At 49.0% G+C, this 23,940-nt stretch carries 18 protein-coding genes and 1 pseudogene; 9 read left to right on the top strand and 10 right to left on the bottom strand.

Features of this window, described 5'->3' with window-relative positions; genetic code table 11:
• Positions 1-3 precede the first annotated feature (3 nt).
• Positions 4-2,700 (top strand): CotH kinase family protein, encoded by a 2,697-nt coding sequence (locus T496_RS14545; protein ID WP_155808881.1) that lies wholly within the window; start codon positions 4-6, stop codon positions 2,698-2,700.
• Between the two features lie 30 nt (positions 2,701-2,730).
• Entirely contained in the window at positions 2,731-3,759 is a 1,029-nt protein-coding gene (locus T496_RS0111330; protein ID WP_027450852.1) for an acyltransferase family protein, read from the top strand.
• Positions 3,760-3,786: 27 nt separating this feature from the next.
• Here the strand turns inward: T496_RS0111330 and nadA are convergent, their stop codons facing one another.
• Positions 3,787-4,776 (bottom strand): quinolinate synthase NadA, encoded by a 990-nt coding sequence (gene nadA / locus T496_RS0111325; protein ID WP_027450851.1) that lies wholly within the window; start codon positions 4,774-4,776, stop codon positions 3,787-3,789.
• Positions 4,777-5,304: 528 nt separating this feature from the next.
• Here nadA and T496_RS0111320 point away from each other — a divergent pair.
• Complete coding sequence (locus T496_RS0111320; RefSeq protein WP_027450850.1) at positions 5,305-5,835, top strand: RNA methyltransferase; 531 nt, start codon at positions 5,305-5,307, stop codon at positions 5,833-5,835.
• On the opposite strand, the gene T496_RS0111315 is transcribed toward T496_RS0111320, so the two are convergent.
• The 7 genes from T496_RS0111315 to T496_RS0111285 form a co-directional block, all read right to left on the bottom strand.
• Positions 5,801-6,868 carry a glycosyltransferase family 9 protein gene (locus tag T496_RS0111315; RefSeq protein ID WP_027450849.1) on the bottom strand — a complete coding sequence of 356 codons (1,068 nt, stop codon included), beginning with the start codon at positions 6,866-6,868 and terminating at the stop codon, positions 5,801-5,803. The two genes, T496_RS0111320 and T496_RS0111315, sit on opposite strands and share 35 nt — an antisense overlap.
• A complete protein-coding gene (locus tag T496_RS0111310; RefSeq protein ID WP_027450848.1) occupies positions 6,865-7,473 on the bottom strand; it encodes a DUF4254 domain-containing protein in 609 nt (202 codons plus the stop codon). Before T496_RS0111310 ends, T496_RS0111315 begins: the two co-directional genes overlap by 4 nt.
• A gap of 103 nt (positions 7,474-7,576) precedes the next feature.
• On the bottom strand, positions 7,577-9,787 hold the full coding sequence (locus T496_RS0111305) for a patatin-like phospholipase family protein (RefSeq protein ID WP_027450847.1): 2,211 nt from the start codon (positions 9,785-9,787) through the stop codon (positions 7,577-7,579).
• A gap of 16 nt (positions 9,788-9,803) precedes the next feature.
• Positions 9,804-10,484 (bottom strand): hypothetical protein, encoded by a 681-nt coding sequence (locus tag T496_RS0111300; RefSeq protein WP_052342212.1) that lies wholly within the window; start codon positions 10,482-10,484, stop codon positions 9,804-9,806.
• Entirely contained in the window at positions 10,459-11,259 is an 801-nt protein-coding gene (locus tag T496_RS0111295; protein WP_044110119.1) for a metallophosphoesterase family protein, read from the bottom strand. The genes T496_RS0111300 and T496_RS0111295 overlap by 26 nt, the downstream gene beginning before the upstream one ends.
• A gap of 86 nt (positions 11,260-11,345) precedes the next feature.
• Complete coding sequence (locus T496_RS14100) at positions 11,346-11,714, bottom strand: hypothetical protein (RefSeq protein WP_052342211.1); 369 nt, start codon at positions 11,712-11,714, stop codon at positions 11,346-11,348.
• Between the two features lie 114 nt (positions 11,715-11,828).
• Positions 11,829-12,254: an HU family DNA-binding protein gene (locus T496_RS0111285; RefSeq protein ID WP_027450844.1), complete on the bottom strand. Its 426-nt coding sequence runs from the start codon at positions 12,252-12,254 to the stop codon at positions 11,829-11,831.
• A 429-nt stretch (positions 12,255-12,683) separates the two neighbouring features.
• Between T496_RS0111285 and T496_RS0111280 the strand changes: the two genes are divergently transcribed.
• Entirely contained in the window at positions 12,684-13,580 is an 897-nt protein-coding gene (locus tag T496_RS0111280) for a DMT family transporter (RefSeq protein ID WP_027450843.1), read from the top strand.
• Positions 13,581-13,584: 4 nt separating this feature from the next.
• Here the strand turns inward: T496_RS0111280 and T496_RS0111275 are convergent, their stop codons facing one another.
• Together T496_RS0111275 and T496_RS14095 are read right to left on the bottom strand one after the other, a co-directional pair.
• A complete protein-coding gene (locus T496_RS0111275) occupies positions 13,585-15,165 on the bottom strand; it encodes a glycoside hydrolase family 32 protein (protein ID WP_197018961.1) in 1,581 nt (526 codons plus the stop codon).
• Positions 15,166-15,177: 12 nt separating this feature from the next.
• Complete coding sequence (locus T496_RS14095; RefSeq protein ID WP_081783639.1) at positions 15,178-16,719, bottom strand: DUF4960 domain-containing protein; 1,542 nt, start codon at positions 16,717-16,719, stop codon at positions 15,178-15,180.
• Between the two features lie 456 nt (positions 16,720-17,175).
• Here T496_RS14095 and T496_RS0111265 point away from each other — a divergent pair, with 456 nt between their 5' ends.
• The 5 genes and pseudogenes from T496_RS0111265 to T496_RS0111245 form a co-directional block, all read left to right on the top strand.
• Positions 17,176-19,347 (top strand): CRISPR-associated helicase/endonuclease Cas3, encoded by a 2,172-nt coding sequence (locus T496_RS0111265; protein WP_027450841.1) that lies wholly within the window; start codon positions 17,176-17,178, stop codon positions 19,345-19,347.
• A 3-nt stretch (positions 19,348-19,350) separates the two neighbouring features.
• Entirely contained in the window at positions 19,351-20,037 is a 687-nt protein-coding gene (cas5c, locus tag T496_RS15175; protein ID WP_027450840.1) for a type I-C CRISPR-associated protein Cas5c, read from the top strand.
• Positions 20,034-21,752: a type I-C CRISPR-associated protein Cas8c/Csd1 gene (gene cas8c, locus T496_RS0111255; RefSeq protein ID WP_027450839.1), complete on the top strand. Its 1,719-nt coding sequence runs from the start codon at positions 20,034-20,036 to the stop codon at positions 21,750-21,752. Before cas5c ends, cas8c begins: the two co-directional genes overlap by 4 nt.
• Positions 21,753-21,774: 22 nt before the next feature.
• Positions 21,775-22,629, top strand: coding sequence for a type I-C CRISPR-associated protein Cas7/Csd2 (gene cas7c / locus T496_RS0111250; protein WP_027450838.1), 855 nt, complete (start codon positions 21,775-21,777; stop codon positions 22,627-22,629).
• A 6-nt stretch (positions 22,630-22,635) separates the two neighbouring features.
• Positions 22,636-23,025: pseudogene (locus T496_RS0111245) on the top strand (virulence RhuM family protein); the annotation flags it as partial.
• Positions 23,026-23,940 lie beyond the last annotated feature (915 nt).

Here is a 23,940-nt window from a genome sequence, read left to right as displayed (position 1 = left end):
TTATTGAATTTTTCTGTAGCCTACTTCGTTTGGCTGCTGATGGTATGGCTGGTGTTCGGCTATACCCCGACCAATGATGGGGAAGGGTATCTGGAACTGGCACGGGTATGTTTGGCTGAAGGACAGCCTTATCCAACTATCTCACTGATGCACTATGATGAACTGCCGTTCATCTGGAACATCGGCATCATCAACCTTACCGCCCTTTCACTCCTGCTCAGCAATTCAATCATTCCATTGCTGCTACTGATGTGCTTGATGAAAGCGGGAACAGCCTGGCTTGTTGGACAAGTGAGCTGCCACCTGTTCAATCACAAGACAGCCGTTATCGCCATCCTGCTATACATTCTCTATCCCAACAACTGGGGACAAAGCACGATGATCAGCAGTGAGATACCATCCGACTTCTTCTCCCTGCTAGCTGTTTTCCTGTTCATCAAAGCAGTTTTCTCCAACATTTCTTCTTGGAAAGAAAACAAGAAACTCCTCATCCTCTCAGGTCTTGTCCTGGCTTTTGGCAATTGGTTTCGCCCCACAGCAACTATCATGGTACTGGCGTTGGCCGTCTATGCCCTTGCAAGACTGAAGAAAGAATCCTGGCGCCCCTTCCTGCTGATGGTTGGCGGTTATATCAGTTTCATCATTGTGGTGGGCAGCAGCACCTATATGCGCACCGGACATTTCGTCTATCAGGCCCGTTCATTGTGGTTTTCCATGGTCGATGAGTGCTATGACGGTGCCGAGGTAGCTCCCCATTGGGGACAGCCTATCTGGCCGGAAGGCTATCCACGCTATATCGAAAACCACCAGCAACTGGACTGCTTTGAGTGCGAACGCATCTGGCAAGAGCGCAGCATGGACTGGCTAAAGAACCACAAGGTGGAATACTTGAAGAAGATTCCCGGTCGCATCTACTATATGTACCAGAGCGACTACGACAATCTGCCTGCTTTCCTCGGTCATAAAGAACATGCCGAAGACAACTATATCACACTGCCGTTCCGCCATTTGCTCAGCGAAGCCTCTACACTCAGCTTTGCCCAATGGATGGCGTTGTTCACGATGATTTTTTATGGACTGCTGTTGCTGATGGCTGCAATGGGCATCATCCGCCTGACTCTTCAAGGCAAATTTCAGAAACTGGCACTACCTCTGTTCATCATCGTTGGCGGAACCCTGATTCTCACCCTTGTGATGCATGGCGAGACCCGCTTCAAATCGCCTTTCATGCCTTGGATATTCATCATGGCCGCAACATTCTTAGCCATGAAAAACTGGAAGAACAAGGCATTCACTCAACTATTTGGAAAGAAAACAAACCTCTCCGTCCTGCTTCTGCTTCTTTCTTCCAGTGTTCAAGCCGAAGATATACACAGCAAAATCAGTCAGTTAGGTCTTCCCGTTCTCTCCATCACCACCGTCAACGGCGAGGAACCCACCTGCGACTATGCCTTCGCTCCGGAAGGGGCTTTTGGTATTACAACAACTAATAATACCAAAGTGCCGGGCCGCTGTGTGCTCACCCTGTTGGGCGACACCCTCTTCGACAGTGGCGAATACCTGAAAGACCAGAGCGGCATGACCCTCAAGATACGTGGTAATACCAGTGCCTACTATTCCATAAAAAAACCCTTCAAACTGAAACTCGAAAAGAAGAACGACCTGCTGGCTCGGGGCGACTCCTGCTATTACGACAAAAACTGGGTGCTACTCACCGAAGGCGATGTGCTCTACACCCTTCTTGGCCGTAAGGTCAACGAACTGATAGGTATGCCGTGGACCCCCGCTGCCGAGTATGTAAACCTCATTATCAACAACGACTATCGCGGTATCTATCTGCTTATTGAACAGGTGAAGCGTAATGCCGACTGCCGTATCAATATAGACAAGAAAAGCGGTTATCTCATCGAGCGCGATGCCTACTGGTGGAACGAAGACCTGTATTTTAAAACTGAAAAACAAGGCAAGCAGTTTACCTTTAAATATCCGGAACCCGAAGACATTACGCCCGAACAGCTGGCCTATATCACCGACTATCTGAACAACTTCGAAACCGCCATCGACGAAGGGCGCTATGATGAATACATCGACCTCCGCTCATGGGCTGCCTGGCTGCTTGGCCACGATATCTTGGGCACCTACGATAGTGGTGGTGCCAACCTCTACCTTACCAAACACGACGATACACCACAGAGCCGTCTGCAGATGACCACCCTGTGGGATTTCGGATCTATTATGCGGAATGTGGAAAAGTGGCCGCGCATACACGACGACGCGTTCTTTTACTATACCTGTCTCTTCAATAGTGAGAACAAATCCTTCAATGACACTTATATAGCACTCTATGATGAATTGGCACCCACTATTTTCAGCCGTCTGAGCGCTTTTCTCAACGAGTTTGAACAATCTACCACCGCTGCGGCCATTCAACGCTCACGGCCCTACGAATACGCCCGTTGGGGCGATTACGACAACACCTCAGTGGCCCAGAACATTGAAGAGATGCAGCAATGGCTCGTTCAGCGCCAGCAATGGCTCAGTGAATCGATAAAAAACATACCCACCTCAGCTTCCGGAATAAGCAACTTATCGCAACCACCTGCTATCTATCAACAGCCCATCAACCTACTGGGACAACCCATAGACCCACGTTACTATCGCGGCATTATCATTCAGAATGGGAAAAAGGTGATGCGATGACCATAGCTGACATCTTAATAAATAACCGTTATGACCGAAAACGTAACCCATCGCGACTCGAACATGGAGCTCTATCGCATCCTGGCAATGGTCTTCGTAATGCTGTTTCACGCCAGTGGCGAGATAGACCTACTAAATAAAAACGTTTACGTATCGCCTATCGAATCGATAGGCATCACTTGGTTTACAGCGGCAACGTTCACCTGTGTCAACATGTTTGTACTGCTGTCAGGCTGGTATGGCATCAAGGCACGGTTCGAAAAGTTATTGTCGTTTCTGTTTCAGGTGCTGTTTTTCTCCTTTCTGGTTTATTTCACCACCTGTGCCCTGTTCGATGAGGTAGTGTTCAAGTGGTCTTACATAGCCCGTATTGTCACCACCGACATGTACTGGTTCGTTCCTGTCTATCTCCTGCTCTACATTGTCTCTCCGGCACTCAACACGTTCATCACACAGAGCACCCGACGGCAGTATCAACTCATACTGGGCGGCATGCTGCTCATGCAGTGCATCTTCGGCTGGCTTAACACGCAGGATGAGGGCTATAAGGATGGACGTTCGCCCATCTCTTTCATCATTCTCTATCTGTTGGGAGGCTATCTGAGGCGATTCCCCGATAACCTGTTGAACCGCCTGTCGCGAACAAAACTGCTGCTGTGCTACATCCTTTTGGTCAGTGTCAATATGGTCATAGCCAAGATGGCGAATATATTTAACAGTGAGTATCTTATTGAAGTGGCTTGGCGCTATGCCTCACCCTTAGTTATCGTCGCAGCCGCCTGCATGCTACTCGTGTTCACAAAGACCAAGATGGGCTATAACAGGACCATCAACTGGATAGCTGCATCATGTTTCGCCGTATTCCTCGTTCATTGTTTCCCAACATTCTACGAAACCATCTTCAGTCCCACTATCGTCATGATTTGGGAAGAACTGCCCGTATGGACTGCCGTTCCAGCCATTCTACTATTCCTCACGGTGATATTTTTTGCCAGCATCGTAATAGACCAAGGAAGAATATGGCTATATGACAAGTTTTTTAAGGAACTATACAATTAAGAAAAGATAGAAAAAATGCCGGAGTGATTAGCTCAGCTCCAGCATTCGTTCAATAGGCTTCACAGCATCCTTGGCAATGGCGGGATCAATATCTATCTGTGGCCACTCATACTTCAGCGTGTTGTAGATCTTCAGCAGGGTGTTCATCTTCATATACTGACACTCGTTGCACGAGCATTCCAGTCCGCTCTCGGTAATCTCTGGTGGCACAGGTATGAACTCCTTATCCGGACACATGCGCTGCAGCTCGTGCAGAATACCGGCCTCTGTGGCCACGATAAACTGCTTAGCCTTACTATTGCCCGCATACTTCAGCATGTCGGCTGTAGAACCCTTCACGTCGGCCAGAGCCAGCACCGGACCCTTACACTCCAGGTGAGCCATCACAATGGCATCGGGATATTGCGCCTTCAACTTCACGATGGCTGCAGGCGAGAAGCGCTCGTGCACATGGCAACCGCCATTCCACAGCAACATCTTTCTGCCCGTCACCTCGTTGATATAGTTACCCAGGTTATAGTCAGGACCGAAGATGATCTTCGCATCCTTAGGCAACTGATCCACCACCTTCTTCGCATTACCGCTGGTCACCACCACATCGGTCAGAGCCTTCACGGCAGCCGTGGTGTTCACATAGCTCACCACCTGATAGCCCGGATGCTCCTCCTTATATTTCTTCAGGTCGTCCGCCTTACAACTGTCGGCCAGCGAACAACCAGCATTCAGGTCCGGACACAGCACAATCTTCTCGGGCGACAACAGCTTGCAGGTCTCTGCCATGAAGTGCACGCCACACATCACCATCATCTTGGCGTCGGTCTCGGCAGCCTTACGTGCCAGTGCCAGCGAGTCGCCAACAAAGTCGGCCACATCTTGTATGTCGCCAACGGTGTAATAGTGTGCCAATATCACGGCGTTCTTCTCTTTGCAAAGACGACGAATCTCTTTCTTCAAATCAGTTCCCTCAGCCACCGCTTCATCAATGAAGCCTTGCTCTGTCCACTCCTTTTTCAACATCTTATATTTATATTCTTCTTTTTATTTTTTCTTTTAAAATAGAAATGAGTAGTATAATATCCCGTTGATAAGTTGGTAAATAATAGCCACTTTACTTGCTCATTTCGTTTTCCCCACGGAATACACGGTTATTCACACCCACTGTTTGTTGTTTCTGTTTGAGAATGAACACTATAGATGTTTTATCCACAATTCCGTAATTCGGTGCAAAATTAATAAGTTTATATCTTTTTCACAAGAAAAACTGTGGAAAAGTGAAGTAAAAGCCCTGAATAAGGGTGTTGATATCCACCCCTCTCTAATGCCCATTGTATAATCCACAACTTATTCCAAAGTTATTCTATAGTTATTAACAGGGTTATCCACCAGCTTATCCACACCCTTTTTCTCATTAAAAAATCACCTCTCAGTTCTCAGCTCTCATCTCTCAGTTAAAACCACTTCTTACTTCTCACCTCTCACTTCTCACTTAAAAAACCACTTCTCACCTCTCACTTCTCACTTAAAATACTTATCTTTGCAGACGAAATGAGAAAGTTACGTACTATAGAGATGAAGCGCCTCTCGGTCGAGGAGTTTCACGAAGCCGAGAAGTTGCCACTGGTTGTGGTCATGGATGATGTGCGCTCGATGCACAATGTAGGTTCGGTATTCCGCACCTGCGATGCCTTTCGTGCCGAGGCTGTCTATCTTTGTGGCATCACGGGTTGTCCGCCACATGCCGAGATCCACAAGACAGCGCTCGGAGCCGAAGACAGTGTAGAGTGGCGCTATTTCCCCACGGCGCTCGAAGCCGTTCGCGAGTTGCAGAGTAGGGGAGTGGTGGTGCTCAGCATCGAGCAGTGTGAGGGCAGCACCATGCTGAATCATTTCACGCCCGATCCCACCAAGCGCTATGCCATTGTGATGGGCAACGAGGTGAAGGGCGTCCATCAGGAAGTGATAGATGCCAGCGATGGCTGTTTGGAGATACCCCAGTTGGGCACCAAACACTCCATGAATGTCTCAGTGACGGCGGGAATCGTTATTTATCAGTTTGCTGAACCTTATTTAAAATAGCATCCACCTTCCCTACGATCATCTCGGGGGTGATGCCAGTCATGCAGTGATAGTCGCCAAAGATGCAAGGCTTTTGGCCATACACGCTGCATGGGCGGCAGTCCAGGTTCAGTTGCACACAGTTTTCCTCTTTCTGTTTGTAGCCCATAAAGCCGGCCATGGGGTGTGTGGCACCCCATACGCTGACCACGGGTGTGTTGGTCAGTGATGCCAGATGCATATTGGCAGAGTCCATCGATACCATCACATCCAGATGGCTCATCAGTATCAGTTCCTGATGCATGTTTTCCAGATGCCAGCCCACGAACACGCATTGTGGCATCTCCTTCACCCATTTCTTAAAGTAGCGGTCTTCCTCCTTGCCGCGTCCAAAGAGGAAGATGCGGCACTTAGGATATTTCTCTGTCAGCCGTTTCACCACTAGTTCCATCTTCTCTGGTGGATAGATCTTGCCCTGATGGGCAGCAAAGGGTGCAATGCCTATCCACTGTTCCCAATAGCATTTTGGTCCGATGGCCTTTGGCAGCATGTTCAGGTTGCCCCCCTCTGCGGGGAACACCGAGTTGAAGGTCAGTTCCTTGATGGGGAATCCCAGCTTCTCAAACACCTCCATATAGTTAGTCTGCTGTGCAGGCAGTGGTCGGCGCTGCTTGTTGTGGGGCTTCACCAGTCGGCGGCGGTCCTTGCGGTGCTTGTCGATGTGTTGCACCTTGAAGTGGCCCATCAAGAAGCGCAGTCTGAGGTAGTTAGAGCGCAGCACCGAGTGAAGGTCGGCCACGTGTGTGAACTGCTTTGCCACCAGTCGGCGGTATAGCGAGTTCAGTCCCTTCATGCCGTTGTATTCGCCTTTGATGTCGGCCGCCATGAAGTTCACGTTGGGCGCCAGGTCTTCAAAGAAGCTGCGTGCAAATGGCTTACTCAGCACCGTTATTCTCAGTTCAGGATACTGCATGGCCAGCGAATAGACCACGGGCACCATCATGGCTACGTCGCCTAACGCTGAGAATCGGATGATGAGTAAGTGTTGCTTCATTTGTTGTTGTTATACAGCACGGGGTTGGTGCTGGGGTCGTTGTACATCTTCATCTGTCGGTACACCTTCATATATTTGCGTCCGGCCTCGATGTCCTCCAGCAGCTGGTCGATGGCAGTCGAGAGATCCACCTGTTGTTCCAACAGCACGTTCAGTTTGGCCTGACAGCGCTGGCGGTGTTCTTCGTCGGCATCCTCGCGTTCCACCTGTTCCTCCATGTGGTATATCTTCAGTGCAAGTATCGACAGACGGTCCACGGCCCAAGCAGGGCTCTCGGTGTTCAGTCGGGCGTCTGGCAGGGGCTTCACGTCGCTGTAGATGTGACGGAAGTAAGAGTCGATGTTCTCCACCAGGTCAGTACGGTCTTGGTTTGAGTGGTCTATACGGCGCTTCAGCGACAGAGCCTCGTTGGGGTCAATGTGTGGGTCGCGTATGATGTCCTCATAGTGCCACTGCACGGTGTCTATCCAGCATTTCAGATAGAGGTTGTACTCTATTGACTCGCGCTCATAGGGGTTTCTCATGGGCGTGTCCACGTTGTCTGTCAAGTGATAGTCGCGTATCGCCTGTTGGAAGATCTGATTAGCTTGTTCAGTAAATGTCATCACTAACTTTTTTTTATAGTATTATTTCAAACTGCAAACTTACAAAAACTTTCTGACACTACCAATTATTTTCTTTTTTATTTTCAATTATTGCCGTGTTTCGTCAGAACTCAAAGCCCAGGTTCAGGTAGAAATAGAGCTGACGGGTGTGGTTGCTGTATCCCATGGTGGCGCCGGCCGGTCCCAGCAGTGTGCGGTAGTAGTAGGCCAGCTGTGTGCCCAGCAGTGTCTGTCGGTCCAGCAGGTCTTTCAGTTGGTGGGCCTGTTGTCCGCCGCCAATGCGCAGCATCACGTAGTGGTTGCTGCCTATGCGTTGTTGCGCCTGCAGTTGGGCGGCCACAAACTGATTGTCCACATACTCCATATTGCCTATGCCGGCAAAGGGCATCTGCTGTTCCAGATAGTGTCCGAACCACTCGCCACCGATGGTGTTGCCCAGCACCAGCGGCACGTTGGTGCCCAGCAGGATGCGTCCGTAGAGCATGGGTTGCAGGGTGAAGCGGCTGCCCATGGTGAACGAGATGCGCCAGTTGGCATTCACGTCGCTGACGCCCGGCTTGCCGTTCAGCTTGGCAAAGTTGTCGGTCAGGTAGGCATATTCAGCCTTGAAGCGAGCGCCGCGGGTGGGGAAGTACCAGTTGTCCTCGCTGTTGTAGTCCAGCTGAGCGCGGTAGCTGTAGAAGTGTTCGTTCTTCAGTGCTATCAGTGTCGATGACTCCGATCCCAGTTTGTTGCGATAGTGCATATAGTCCCATCTCACGCCCATCCTCAGGTTGAAGTGGCGCAGGTTGAGGTTGATGGGTGTCAGCTCCGCCTGGAACTGGTTGTACAGGATGTTATAGTCGCGGTCGCCCTCCGAGTAGATGTCAATATCGTTGCGATAGTAGGTGCAGCGCAGGGTGGGGCGCGTGAAGTTCAGCGGGTGGATGGTCAGTTCGCCGCGCGCCATCAGTCGTTTGCCCAGCCTCAGTGTGAGGTCGGTGTTCATGGGCGTCGAGGTCTTCATGGGTACGTCCAGTCCCAGTTGTACGGCAGCATACTCCTCCGTGTCGTATCGGGCGCCGGCATGGAAGCGACTGCGCTTGCGCTGTCCGGCCACGATGCGCAGCACCTGTCCCTCCTTGGTGGGCTCCAGCTGGCATTCAGCCGTCTGGTAGAACAGGTCCACGCGCACCGACGTGGTGATCTGCTGTTCCAGTGTGGCGTTGATGCTGTCCAGCTTGTCCAGGTGGAACTTCTGTCTGAGGAAGCGCTCGTCCTGGGGTGTCATATCCACAAACACACAACTGTCTATCTTCTGTTTCATGGTCATCACCTTCGGATTCAGTGGGTGCAGGATGGTGGGCTTGTACTTGCTGCTGATGCCGATGCGCTTTTTCAGGGCCATGATCTCGTCCCAGTGGCGCATGGCTTCATCCTCGCCGCGACGTATCAGCGTGTCGATGGCCGTGGCCGAGAAGCTGGCGGCGGTATAGCCGTCGGGATCCACGTAGAGGTAGAGGTCAGTGGCCTCCTTGTTCTCGTCAAACTTGTTCTTACAGTTCATGTTCACAATCTGGTTCACCACGCTCATCGTGCCCCACACGTCGTCATAGCCCATGGGGTGGTCGTTCACCGAGACGCCTATCACGATGTCGGCTCCCATCTCGCGGGCAATATCTACAGGGAAATTGTTGCGTAGTCCGCCGTCCACCAGCACCTTGCCGTCCAGTCTCACGGGCGAGAACACGGCCGGTATGGCCATCGAGGCACGCATGGCCTGTGGCAGTCGGCCACTGTGGAAGTCATACTCCTCGTAGTTGATAATGTTGGTAGCCACGCAGGCAAACGGTATGGGCAGGTCGCGCGAGAAGTTGAGCGAGTCGGTATATCCCACGCAGAGCTTGTTAAACAGTTCCGAGATGTTCTTGCCGGTGATCAGTCCGCCCGCCAGTTTGTTGCGCTTCGTCTTTGTGACGTTGGTCGAGATGAAATAAGTGTTCTGTTTCTTACGGTCGCTCAGACTCTGGTTTTTCAGGTTCTCGCGGTCGGTGATCACATAGCTCCAGTCCTGGTTGCGCACCAGCGAGTCCAGCGAGTGGGCGTTGTAGCCAATGGCATACAGTCCGCCCACGATGCTGCCCATCGAGGTGCCCGTGATGATGTCAACGGGTATGCCAGCCTTTTCCAGCACCTTCAGCACGCCTATATGGGCCACGCCCTTGGCGCCGCCGCCACTCAGCACCACGGCCACTTTCTTCCGTCGTGCCTGCTGTTCAGCACCGATGGTGCTTATGGTCAGTATGCAGGCAAGTAGTAATATGAATCTTTTCATCTGCGTGATGTTTTTGTTATAGTGTTTGTAGTTTGATACCCAGCGAAAGACCGATGATGTCTTTCAGCTTGACGCTGCTGTCCTGGAACATGGCACGGATGTAAAGGTCGCAGGTGCTCACCTCGTAGAACAGCGACACACGACTGTGTCTGATGCGCAGCTTCTCGGGTATGTTCATCGTGATGCGCTGTCCCAGTGCCACGTTCAGTCGGAACTTCGTCGACATAAACTCATAGTATTTGTCTGGGTAGCGGTTGGGCTGGTTCTTCCAGAACTCGTCGCCATAGACGGTGTTGATGTAGAGACTGGCTGTCAGCGGTTCCACGCTCAGCAGCTTCTGTTTGTTGAAGTCCGCGCGTGGCGTGATGCTCCAGGGGATATAGTTCTCCTTCAGCGTCATGGTCATTTTGGTGCGTGTGGACTGGTGTTTGGGTATGAATCCCACCATGAGGTCGGTCTCCCACTGTCGGCGGCTGCCGTAGTTCCAGCCCAGTCCGGCCGACAGCAATCCCATGTTGCCAGCGTTCTGAATGACAAACTGTGTGGGGATGAGTCCCGCCCAGTGTTTTCTATAGCGGCGTATGCGCATGTCGTATTTACTCTCGTGTGACTGTTGCACAAAGATGCTGTCGCCTGCGGTTATCTGCAGTGAGCATAGCAGCAGGAGGAGGCTAGTAATCAATCTGCTCTGTTTCATAACCGTCTGCTGTGAAAGTGAATATTCTGTAGTTGCGACCCTCGGCACTGTCAATGCCGTAGAACAGCAGGCCATCGTTGTAGATGTCCTTCACCTCGTTGCGATGCACGTGGCCGTAAACGCAGCATATCAACCCCGGGAAGAAGTCCAGGTAGCGCCTGAAGGCCTTGACCACGTTGTCGGGAAACTGGTCGCTGTAGGGTGGGGCATGCATGATGATGATGGTCCTGTCGAAGCGGTCTGCATCCTTCACCATTTCCTCTTCCATGAAGTTGAAGTCGGGCACGGCAGCCATGTAGTTATACTCCGTGGCGTTGGTGTTGATGCATACAAACTTGATGCGGTTGGCTATAAACGAGAAGTTCTTCTCGCCATAGATCACGTCGTAGGCCTGGTCGCCCGTGCCCAGAAAGTCGTGGTTGCCAATGAGCGTCACAAACGGGTGGTTCAGCATGCAGAGTATGTCTCTCGACCACTCAAACTCCTTGTTGGTGCCCGTGTCCGTCAGGTCGCCACAGTGCACCACGAAGTCCACGTCCGTGCGCTTGTTCAGGTCGCTAATCTCGTCGCGGAAGTCCGATTGCCACAGGTGGTTGTCGCTGATAAAAGCCACGCGCAACGGGTTCTTGTTGGCAAATGCCTCTTCTATGATAGCCATGTTCTTGGCGTTGAGGTTCTTCTCGCCCTTGATATTCACATCGTAGGGATGTGTCTGAAACACGTCATCGCAGGAAAGGTAAAGCAGGATGCTCAGTCCTATGAATAATTTTCTCATGCTTTTCGTTTTTTCTCATTATTGATTTTCCTGTTGGCAAAAATATAAATAATCCTTGAAATAATAAAAAAAACAGAACATTTTTTTCAGTTTTTCTCTATTTGTTGCCACAGCGGGTGTGGATTGTTGTCCAGCAAAAACAAGTAGCGATCCATGTAGGGACGGTTGCGGAAGCCCTGTCGCTGGCGGCCCTGTGCAGCATATTTATAAGGGTTGCGCGGCATGCGCACGTGCAGCACCTCGCAGGCACTCTGCACGATGGCCGTGAACGACATGTACTGTCCCTCGTCGTTGGTCAGCGTGTTGGTCAGGAAGGCAATGTGCAGTGCCTCCATCAGGTCCACGGTCGAACCCTTCCAGTGCAGTTGTTCGTCTTGACTGTGATTTCTCAGAATTTGTGCCACCTCTGAAGCCAGGTGGAGCCGCGCCTCGCGGCCGGTGAAGGTTTGATTCATTGTTTTAATATCATTGATTGTTATAACGGCGGCAAAAGTAGAATCTTAGAGTGCAATATATGTTCAATCGAGCCAGTAAATGTGTTAAAAACCGCAGAATTTAAAATCATTTAACTACTCCGGTTTCCGGTAGTGAGGCATCTCCACGAGGCGGGTGCCGTCGGTCAGTGCGTGTTTCATCACGCCGTTGCGCGTGCGGTAGGTGTCGGGTCGAAACACCACGTGCACGTCCACCACGTCGCGGTCGGTGCGGAAGTCCTTGGGGCGGTCGCATCCGCGACTGCTGATGCCAAGCATAAAGGTGCCGATGCCCTCCAGATGCACCTTGCGTCCGCTCTGCAGTTCGGTGGTCATGGTCTCGGCCAGTTCGCTCAGCACGGCCAGGATGTCCGAGCGCTTCACCGTGCTGTTGCACTGCATCTGTTCCGACAGTTCGCGGATGCCCACCGTCTCGGTGTGAACAGCCCGTGCAAACCACTTCTTGTAGGCCTTAGGTTTCGTGTTATCATTGTTTTGCCTGAATTTGTAAAATAGTGCCATAATCGTGTTTTTAATGGTTATAAATAGTCGTTCTCTGTATGTATGGCGATCTTGTCGCTTTAATTTTCCAGTTGCAAAGTTACGCTTTTCGCATCTAATAGTAAAACTTTAACCGGGTAGAATGGTGGGTATATAAAGCTCATAGTTTAACTCTTGCATCATTTCTAGAGTCTAGAAACGCCCTTTCTAGAGTCTAGAATGACCCTTTCTAAAGTCTACATCGACAGATTCTAGAGTCTAGAATTGATGTTTCTAGACTCTAGATCGACACCAAGAGTGGCACTCTTGCGAGTCAAAAGTGCCACTCTTGCTGCATCATAGTGGCACTCTTGCGCATCGAAACAGCCCTCATCAACAATTTAAAAACACGATATTATTTGTTCGTATCACCAATAAAGCGTAACTTTGCACACCAAATAATATAGCATTATGAACAAACTAGTTTATCATTTCACAGCCTTCCTCGTGGTAGCCATTTGGGGCACCACCTTTATATACACCAAACTACTGCTCATGGCCGGACTCACGGCAGCCCAGATTTTCACCCTGCGCTTCATCATAGCCTACGTGCTGCTGCTGGCCTATGCCATGACGCGCCGCTCGTTCCGCTGGTTTGCCGCCTCGTGGCGCGACGAGTTGCTCATGGCCCTGCTCGGTCTCAGTGGTGGCACCCTCTACTTCCTCACCGAGAACACCTCCATGGTCTATACCACCACCACCAATACCTCGCTCATCGTCTGTCTCAGTCCGCTGTTTGCCACCGGCCTCATCAGCCTGTTCTATCGCTCCCAGCGCCTGCATGGCATCCAGATAGTAGGCACGCTGATGGCCGCCCTTGGCGTCGTCGTCGTGGTGCTCAATGGCCATTTCGTGCTCCACCTCTCGCCTTTGGGCGATGCCCTCGCCCTTGGTGCCTGTCTTTGTTGGGCCTTCTATTCGCTGCTGATGATACCAGCCACCCATCACTACCGCACCCTCTTCATCACCCGTAAGGTGTTCTTCTACGGCCTCGTGTTCATGGTGCCCTATTTCATCATGCGCCCCGAAGAGGTGTGGATCTTCACCCCCCGCGTGCTCCACGTGTTCACCCCCCAGATGGTGCTCAACCTCCTGTTCCTGGGTTGTGTAGCCTCTATGATTTGCTTTATTGCATGGAACTGGGCCCTGAAGAAGCTCGGTGCCGTCGTAGCCACCAACTACGTCTATTTCAACCCCGTCACCACCGTCCTCTTTGCCTGGCTCATGCTCTCCGAGCGCATCACCCTCTACTTCCTCATCGGCACGATGCTCATCCTCACCGGCATGTTTTTTAGTAACAAGAGGTAGCTTTTCAATCCTTCTTCCACACCCTGTTTAGGTTTCTGATTTTCGACTTAGCCTTCTGTCCGCTTACCATCAGTTGGTCATAGATGAAGTCAGGGAACACCAGTGTTGACATGATGACCGAGCCATCGTCGGTAGTCACCTCAATATTCGACTGATCTACATACACGCAGAGCGTCACCTTTTCCTTGTTTGAGAAGATAGATGAGCGCATGTCGGGGATGGCGAAGTTGGGATGGAAGCCCGTGTTTCCTGTCTTGGCACCACGGTTGATGACAAGTTCCCTCGTTGCCGCCAGATATTTCACGGTGTAGGCCTGTTCCACGCTGTTAGACAGCTTTATCTCGCAGTCAGCACTCGTGTCTATCGTTACATTTACCTGATAGGCATCGAGCGATGGTTTTGTGCCATTCATACCCATAGGAAGTGCCCCAAGCAAGGATGATATAGAGGCTGTCTGCCCCTTCACCGAGTGCCAGTCATCGGCGATGCCTTCAATCTCGCTGACGATGGTGGTCTTCAGCAGTGGCTGTCCATCGTATTCCTCCAGCACCATTTCGCGAGGCAGCGTCATGCAGCAGCGCCAAGGTGACACCGGATAACCGCCATACGCCTGGTTGTTCATCCAGCCGATGCACACCGTTCTATCGCCCGTATTGCTCCAAGTCACGCTGGCATAGTCGTCCATGCCGTGGTCTTCCCAGAGGGGGTAGTTATAGTGGTCAGCTATGAAGCGTTTGCCGTTGAAATCACCCACAAAGTACATGGTGCCCGAGCCAAGGACAGGGCCGCCGCCGCTGATGTTCACCGTGAGCACCCATTTGCGTTCGCCTTTGTACTGCATGGGAAACAGGTCGGTACATTCCCATATACCATCGTTGCATTTTGGATATGCGCTGGCATTGAAGGTGCTGCAGATGCTCCATTCCCTGAGGTTGGCCGATTTCCATATCTGCGCGGTGTGCTCTCCGCCCAGCGCGAAGACGCAGTACCACATGTTGGTCACGTCGTCCCACACCACTTTGGGGTCGCGATAGTCGCCATGGGTGGTGTTTTTGATGACAGGGTTACCTTCATACTTAGTGAAAGTCATGCCCCCGTCGGTGCTGTAGGCGATACACTGCTGTTCGTGAGCACCATGCGCGGTGTACATCGCCACGATGGCATTCTCGCCAAAGCCGGCGGTATTGTTTTTGTCGAGCACGGCCGATCCTGAATAGATATAGCCCAGCTCGTCGGGTTCGAGCACCACGGGCTGTTCTTTCCAGTGAAACAGGTCGGTAGAGGTGGCGTGGCCCCACGAGATGTTACCCCAGTCGTGTCCGTAGGGGTTGTATTGGTAGTAAAGATGCCAAATGCCGTTGGCATACACCATGCCGTTGGGGTCGTTGATCCAGTTCTTTTCTGGTGTGAAGTGTATCTGTGGACGGTTTTTCTCCCTGTACCATCCGTTGTCAATGGTGGGAATGTTTTGTTCCACGTTCACTGATGATCCGCTCACGAATGCGCGCTCTTGTAGTATCACATTCGGATCTTCTGTCTTGCAGGCCACTGCGATGAGAGCCATTACTGCTATTATTATATTCATTTTCATAAGGATTTATCGTGTTTTAAGGTACTCTATTGCGTTTCTTGCCATTTTTAAAACATTTGACTGGTACTGACTATTGTGCGGATAAGCATTCTTGTCGGGCGTGCCGTCGCTATTCTTGTAAGAGAACTCACAGCCACCGTTGCCTATGCATAGCAGCGTGCCCCGACACTCGGTATTGCCCTGACGGGCTTCCCATACGTTGAGCTGACTCACCCAGTCTATCTGTGAGTCCCATACCCCCAGTGGGTAGATGCCGTAAATCTCAGTCAGTGCATCGTAGCAGCGGGGGTCCTGGTTGTTGTAGCCTGTTATCAGACTTGGCAGGTTATGGAACACAATATTATGGTCTTCAGTCCATGCCGGTCCTTTCACGGTCACATACTTAGAACGTCCGTCGGTGCGCACATCTACATCCTTATAGAGAGGATGAGAGGAGAAGTCCTCCACGAAATAGCTGCCAGGGTTTATCTGTACTGCCATGTGCCAGATGCCTCCATTCCAGCTGCCGTTGCCTATGGTCACCCGGTGATCCACACTGCGCATCATGTCTCTGTCCATGCGCCCCAGGTCGGTGATGAATGCCACGGCGTGCTGCCACAGTACCATGTTTCCACCCGCCTTATACCACTCGCGTATATAGGGCGTGGCCTGCTGAATGCTGACTGGCTGGTTCCATGCGTCGTCTTCGTTTCCGCTGTCTATGTCGCGTATATAGAAGAGCACCCGATAGTCGGCAAGATCCTCTGTCGCTTTGATGTCGGAAGCGCTGAGAAACTTGCTGTTGGGATATGTTTCGTGAAACCACAGCCATGCGCTGGCTTCATCGTCGTCGCCCATGTTCACGCACTCCTCTGGTGAGGCATACTGGCTCAGAAAAGCCACCTTTTGTTTGCCCGACTTGAAGATGGTGGTCACAGGCAGCGAGCTACCCTTTTCATTGTGTGCCGTCAGCTCAAAGGTCCACGTCTCGTTGTCGGTAATTTGATCTATCGTATATGTGGTGGCATCGCCTTTCAGTGTTTCCTGTACCATTCGGGTGCCATTGGTTCCTTTCAGCAGAATCTCGGTTGCGTCGTAGCTCGGTGTCCAGCTGACCAACAGTTCGTAGGCGTCGGTACCCTCTTGCTGTTCAACGCAGAGCTGTTGTGGTTTTGTGGCTCCCTGGCGGGTGTAGGTCTTCATGATAGCATCGCTGTAGTGGGTGCCGTCGAAGAGTCGGAACAGGTAGTCGTAACGCACATTAGTATCAAGATCCTTTTGAATGAGGGTAGTGGCGCGTGTAGTTTCATGGCAGTAGGGAATGCCGTTGCAAGTGATGGTGATGTCCATCTGCATGTTGTCAGGAAGGAGTGACCAAGTCCAAACCACCCCATTGTCCTGTTCTGTGCTACTGATGTAGCCCGTGTAGAAAGCATCAAGAGTAAGTGATGCTGGTGGAATGATGATGTCGTCGGCCGCTTTTGTGCAGCCCATCAGTGCCATACAGATCATCGCTAATGGAAAACCGAAGAACCGTTGTCGGCAGAAATAATAAATAGTTCTTTTCATAATTAATTTAGTTATTGCGTAAAAAACAAAAGAGTTGTAAAAACATTGCAAAAGTAGTTTCTGTCATTTGAACTGTTTGAAAATAACAGGTCAAATAGGAACGTGATTTTTCCAATGAACGAAATATCATAGCATATGAAACATTTTTGCTAAAATATTAGTATCTTTGCACCGTACATAAACAACACTGAGAAAAAATTACAAACCTAATCAACGTTGTGATTTGCTAGATAATTAGTATCTTTGCACTGAGCATGTGCAACTCTGTGTGTACCGCGATTCTGTCACAAGGGGGATGTCTTGTATGGTTCGGTATCTTGAATTGCATTGTTTGCTATGATGAAAATATTAAAAAACACTAAAAACTTAAATATTTAACACTAAAAATTAAATTAGTGAACATACCTTGCACTCTAAGAGGTTATTTTTGCAGCGAATTCACGTTCAGTTAAGAATATGGCAAATAAAATAATAATATCTCACGTCCGTACGCCTGAATTAGAAATTCAGTCAAACGAAGATCATTCACGTGGTGTTGCAGCAAGAGCAGTTTCTTTTGCTGAGACTTTTGGCATGGGTGATTTAGGACGAATCATGGGGCTTCTTCATGATAAAGGAAAAGAGCAATCGGAATGGCAAAAGTATATTCAGGGAGCTACGGGATATAATAAGGATTATACATATATAAAAAAGGGACCAAATCACTCTTACGTAGGAGCTGTTATAGCTCAGAAACAGTACCCTCAGATTGCACCCTTGATAGCACAGCCTATAGCAGGTCATCATCGCGGGCTTTATGATTATTGTGTTTATATTGAGGAAACAAAGTGTGATGTTCCTCAAGATGTAACCATTGATGAGCCTATTCCTTATCAGTTGCCTAAGTTTTCTAAGCTTGAACGATTTGATTTGCATCATACTGTTCGTATGCTTTTTTCTTGTTTGGTAGATGCAGATAGTCTTGACACCGAGGCTTTCATGAATCCCGAACAAGCTAGGTTGCGTGGTGGTCATGCGACGATGCCAGAGCTTTTGCGGATGATGGAAAACCATCTGCAGCAGTTGAAAACTAACGCACCAAATACTGAAGTTAATAGCATTCGTAACTATGTGCAAGAGCAATGCATCAAGGAGAGTCAAGGCAATAGTGGCTTTTATAGTCTGACGGTTCCAACAGGAGGTGGAAAAACGCTGGCATCGGTTCTATGGGCTTTACACCATGCAGCAAAAAATCATCTGCAGCGTATTATCATCGCTATACCTTATACCAGCATCATCGTGCAGACAGCTGCTACCCTGAAACGTATATTTGGCGAAGATAATGTATTGGAGCATCATTCCAATATAAATCCCGAAGAAATAAAGGATAAGATGCTGCGTGAGCGTTTGCAGTTAGCTACAGAGAACTGGGATTATCCCATCATCGTAACCACTAACGTTCAGTTCTTTGAGTCTCTGTTCAGTAATAAGCGCTCAGATTGCCGCAAGTTACACAATATTGCTAAGAGTGTTGTTATCCTAGATGAAGTTCAGACATTGCCTTTGGATTTCTATAGGCCAATTGTCGATACCCTTAATACACTCCAGCGAGTATTTGGTGCGTCTGTACTTTTCACAACTGCCAGCCAACCCATCTTGAGCGGGCGGATAGAGAGCACAAATCCTCAAGCTAGTTTTGACGCGCTATCATCTGTTCATGAGATTATTCCTGATAGTGCAAAATTACATGATAAGTTGCGACGAGTAGAGTTGCAGTTCATGGATGGGGCCAGGAGCTATGACGATATAGCAGAGGAGTTGAGCAAACATCAACAGGTTTTATGCATTGTCAATACTCGTCGCGACGCTAAGGAACTTTACGATAGATTACCAAAAGAAGGTATTTGCCTTCATTTGTCACGTATGATGTGTCCAGCACATGTTGCTGCCACCATCGAATATATAAAAACTGCATTAAAACTACAGAAGAATCAACCACTTCGAGTTGTTGCCACGCAATTGATTGAAGCTGGTGTGGATATTGATTTTCCTGTCGTCTTTCGTCAGGAGGCAGGATTAGATTCCATCCTTCAGGCTGCTGGCCGCTGCAATCGAGAAGGTAAGTCGGAGCTTTGTACCACCTATGTGTTCAGCCTGGGTAAGGAGCATCCCTTGCCATCCGGCTTTATGACTCAAACCAATAATGCTCGTCTGAATATGGGGCAACAGCATGACTGGTTTGCGCCCGAAGCAATGACTTGCTACTTTAAGCAACTTCATTCTCGTGTGGATAACTTCGATAGCAAGCAAATGCAAGAAATGCTATATAAGCAAGAATGTGAGTTTGAGGAAGCTGCTCGTCAATTCCACTTGATTGATGATCAAACCACATCTGTCATCATCAATTGGAAAGAGAGTATGGATCTCTATGAGCAACTCCTCTCGCAAGGTCCTTCCTATGACCTTATGAAGAAGTTGGCGCACTATAGTGTCAACATCCGTAAACGTGACTTCGATAAGTTGCAAAGCATGGGGGCGGTAGAGGAGCCATTCGAGAATTTATATGCGATTACCAATCCCAGTTTCTACAAAGCGGATACTGGCTTGATAATCGATAATCAATGGTTAGAAGAAACATACATTATATAAACAATGGAATATATAGATAAGGAATTTTGTTTGGAGGTATGGGGCCCTATGGCCTGCTTTACCCGTCCAGAACTAAAAGTGGAGCGTGTGAGCTATGACGTCATAACGCCATCAGCAGCTCGCGCCATTTTTGAGGCTATCTTCTGGAAGCCCGCTATCCACTGGCAGGTTACAAAGATTGAAATGCTCAATCCTATCAAATGGACCTCTGTACGTAGGAACGAAGTGGGTGCTGTGGCATCTAAGAACCCTATCTTTATTGAAGATAAGCGTCAACAGAAGAATACGCTCTGCCTGAAAGATGTGCGTTATCGCATCTGGGCAAAGCTTGAATTTATACCTGTGCGTAAACGCAAGGGCGAGCAACCCTCTTTGTTTGACGAAACGGCTCATCCCGATGAGAATCCTGCCAAATACAATGCCATGTTTGAGCGTCGCGCTAGCAAAGGTCAATGCTTCAACCAACCATATTTGGGCACACGCGAGTGTTCATGCTCCTTTAGACTGGTTAATCCAGAAACGGAAGAGCTTGATGCTCCCATCAGCGAAAATCGCGACCTGGGTATCATGCTGTATGATATGGACTTTGAGCATAACTTAAAGAATCCACCAGCTATGTTCTATCGTGCGCAGATGGAGAACGGTGTTATTAATGTTCCACCTAAAGATAGTGAGGAGATTTTAAGATGATACTAAACGCATTATATGATTATTACCATCGTTGTGGTGATTTGCCTCGAAAAGGAATGGAACTTAAAGAGATTGGATTCCTGATTGTCATCGACAAAGAGGGGCATTTCCTAAGGTTTGAAGATCGTCGAATAGATAAAAAACAGGCACAAAAGTTTCTTGTAAAGAAGCACGTAGGACGTACGAGCGCACTAGCAGCTAATTATCTATATGACAATAGTGGCTATGTCTTTGGCTATTCTGATAAGGGAGATGTAATGGCACAATATCAGAAATTTAAAGAAAAAATCGATGATATTTATAACTTACATCCCAACAACGAAACAATTTTAGCTGTTCGTAATTTCTATGGTCAAGAGCAGCAAGACATTCTTGAGCAAATGAAACAGGACCCTTTATGGTCTGAGATAGAAAGGAATCTAAACAAGAAGTATTCTACATTCTCGTTTCTTCTTGAAGGTGATACAAATATTGTTGCCGAGAAAGTAGACTTGTTAGATATTGAGGACGAAGAGCCTTCGGGTGATGGGCAGGTATGTATTGTATCAGGCAAAAAAGGGAAGGCTGTAGAAACTACGACTGCAACTATGATACCTGGTAGTCAGGCCACGGCTAAGTTAGTAGCTTTTCAAGTTAGTTCTGGTTATGATTCTTACGGAAAGACCAAAGGTGGTAATGCACCAATCGGTGAAGATGCAGAGTTTGCATATACTACAGCGCTCAATCATCTGTTAGAGGCAAACTCTCGTAATAAGTTCATGGTGGGCTCGCGTACATTCCTTTTCTGGGCATCCAAAAATGACGAAGCTGGAAAAGAGGCAGAAGATAGCATCTTCAATATGTTTGGATTTTCTGAGCAAGAAGATGACCCAAATAAGAATATAGAACAAGTTCGGAAAGTGTTCACAGCCATATATTCTGGTGAAATAAAAACCACATCCGAAGATAAGTTCTATATTTTAGGACTTGCACCTAATTCTGCACGAATAGCAGTGGTATATTGGGCCGAAATACCGTTAAAGGAGTTTGCTGGCACCATCTGTAAGCATTTCGAAGACATGACAGTTGTGGATACGCGCTTAGAAAAGAAGCCATATACGAGTTTGCGTAATATACTCAGTACGGTAACGCTTGGCGGAAAAGCATCGGATGCAACTCCTAATCTGCCAGATGCTGTTGTAAAAAGCATCTTCCAAGGTATTCCTTATCCACAAACGCTTTTTGCTTCATGCATTCGTCGTATTCGTGCTGAGTCAGGCGATAAAGATAAGAATGCTGTGCATATCACTCGTGCAGCCATTATTAAGGCATATTTAAACAGAATAGATAATAATCAAAAAATAAATGTTATGTTAGACAAAGACAACACTAATCAAGGCTACCTTTGCGGCCGCCTGTTTGCTGTACTTGACAAGATTCAAGAGGAAGCAAACAATCAGCATTCCATTCGTGAACGCTACATGAATTCTGCAAGTTCAACACCTGCTGCAGTATTCTCTACGATTCTCAATCTCTCTAATCATCATGTAGAGAACTTGAAGAATGAAGGTCGAAAGATTTATTTTGAGAAATTGAAACAGGAGATTATCAGCAAGATTGAAGCTGATGGTTTTAAGCCACAGCTGGATTTGCAAGATCAGGGCCGATTCTTTATTGGCTACTATCACCAGCGCCAGGACTTTTTTCTAAAGAATGAAGATAAAAATAACGAGTAATCACAAAAATACAGATACAACTATGTCAGAATTAAAGAACAGAATCGATTTCGTTTACATCTTTGATGTACAGGATGGTAATCCCAATGGTGATCCCGATGCAGGTAATCTGCCACGTGTGGATGCAGAAACTGGTATGGGACTTGTAACAGACGTTTGTTTGAAACGTAAAGTGCGTAACTATGTACAAGTGGCTAAGGAGTGCGCCGCTGGCTATGATATCTTTATCAAAGAGAAAGCCGTTTTGAATACACTCATCGATGCTGCCCATGAGGAGGATACAGTAAAGACTGCTTCTGATAAGACTTCGGCAGCGAGAGATTTGATGTGTAAAAAGTATTTTGATATTCGTACCTTTGGTGCAGTAATGTCAACAGGTAAGAATGCTGGCCAGGTTCGAGGCCCCATTCAATTCACTTTTGCCCGTTCTGTCGATCCTATTGCTGCTATGGAGCACTCAATCACTCGTATGGCAGTTGCCACAGAAAAAGAGGCTGAGAAGCAAGGAGGTGATAATCGCACCATGGGGCGCAAGGCTACTGTACCTTATGGTCTATATGTGTGTCATGGCTTTATCTCTGCTAATCTTGCCCAGCAGACTGGTTTTTCTGAAGAAGACTTGAATCTGTTCTGGGATGCGCTCAAGAATATGTTCGATGTCGACCGCTCTGCTGCACGTGGACTGATGAGTGCCCAAAAGCTGATTGTCTTCAAGCACGAATCTGTATTGGGCAATGCACCTGCTAACAAACTATTCGATTTAGTAAAAATTGAAAAGGTATGCGATGGGGCTCCTCGTAAGTTCGAAGATTACAAGGTGTATGAAATCGAGAAGGACAACCTTCCTGCAGGTGTAACTGTCGAAGAACTGATTTAATCGTTTATGCCTAAGAAATTCGAGATAAGAAACAGTACGGCTGAGTTTCTGATTTTCCAGATAGAAGGTAAGGAACAGGGGGTTGAGGTGTACTACAAGGATAAAACTGTATGGTGCACCCAGAAGGCCATGGCGGCATTGTTCGATTGCTCAACTGATAACATTGGACTGCATCTGAAGCACATCTTTGCGAGCGGTGAATTGGAGAAAGATTCAGTTACCGAGAAAATCTCGGCAACTGCTTCTGACGGTAAGAATTACCTGACTCAATTCTACAATCTCGACGCTATCATCAGCGTGGGCTATCGTGTGAACAGCATTCGTGCCACCCAGTTTCGCCAGTGGGCCACAAGCGTGCTTCGAGAGTATGCCATCTGTGGCTATGTGCTCGATAGGTGATGAAATGACGGTCGCCCCTCGTGTGGGGGCGTGGATTGAAACATCGCTAGGTTCAGGATGTTCGTGGCTATCGCCGTCGCCCCTCGTGTAGGGGCGTGGATTGAAACACCGTATTCTGGCAGATTGATGCCGAGGGCCACCCGTCGCCCCTCGTGTAGGGGTGTGGATTGAAACAAGGACCACCAGTGGGGTGGACGTGCTGACTGGCGTCACCCCTCTCAGGGGGGTGTGGATTGAAACGGAGAACGAGGAACAGCCATGTGGGCGTTGAACGGGTCACCCCTCTCAGGGGGGTGTGGATTGAAACATGTGCAGACAGAAGCGAACACCCCAGCCGTACTTGGTCACCCCTCTCAGGGGGGTGTGGATTGAAACTCGATAGTCCAGCAGAAAACCGGCAACAAGTGCTTGTCGCCCCTCGTGTAGGGGCGTGGATTGAAACATGGGCATGTGGGACGAGACTGCGAACGTCATGGATGTCGCCCCTCGTGTAGGGGCGTGGATTGAAACATGATGGCAAGGTTCGGGAAGATGTCGGCCTTCGTCTGTCGCCCCTCGTGTAGGGGCGTGGATTGAAACCAAGAGAACGGAAAAGACCTACCATTTCAGTATGTCGCCCCTCGTGTAGGGGCGTGGATTGAAACATGATGGCAAGGTTCGGGAAGATGTCGGCCTTCGTCTGTCGCCCCTCGTGTAGGGGCGTGGATTGAAACCAAGAGAACGGAAAAGACCTACCATTTCAGTATGTCGCCCCTCGTGTAGGGGCGTGGATTGAAACATGATGGCAAGGTTCGGGAAGATGTCGGCCTTCGTCTGTCGCCCCTCGTGTAGGGGCGTGGATTGAAACCAAGAGAACGGAAAAGACCTACCATTTCAGTATGTCGCCCCTCGTGTAGGGGCGTGGATTGAAAC

The sequence above is a fragment of the Xylanibacter brevis P6B11 genome, from assembly GCF_000621825.1.
In the GTDB taxonomy this organism is placed as follows: domain Bacteria; phylum Bacteroidota; class Bacteroidia; order Bacteroidales; family Bacteroidaceae; genus Prevotella; species Prevotella brevis.
The sequence above is the reverse complement of the archived record's forward strand: the minus strand, read 5'-3'. Positions and strand labels throughout refer to the sequence as shown.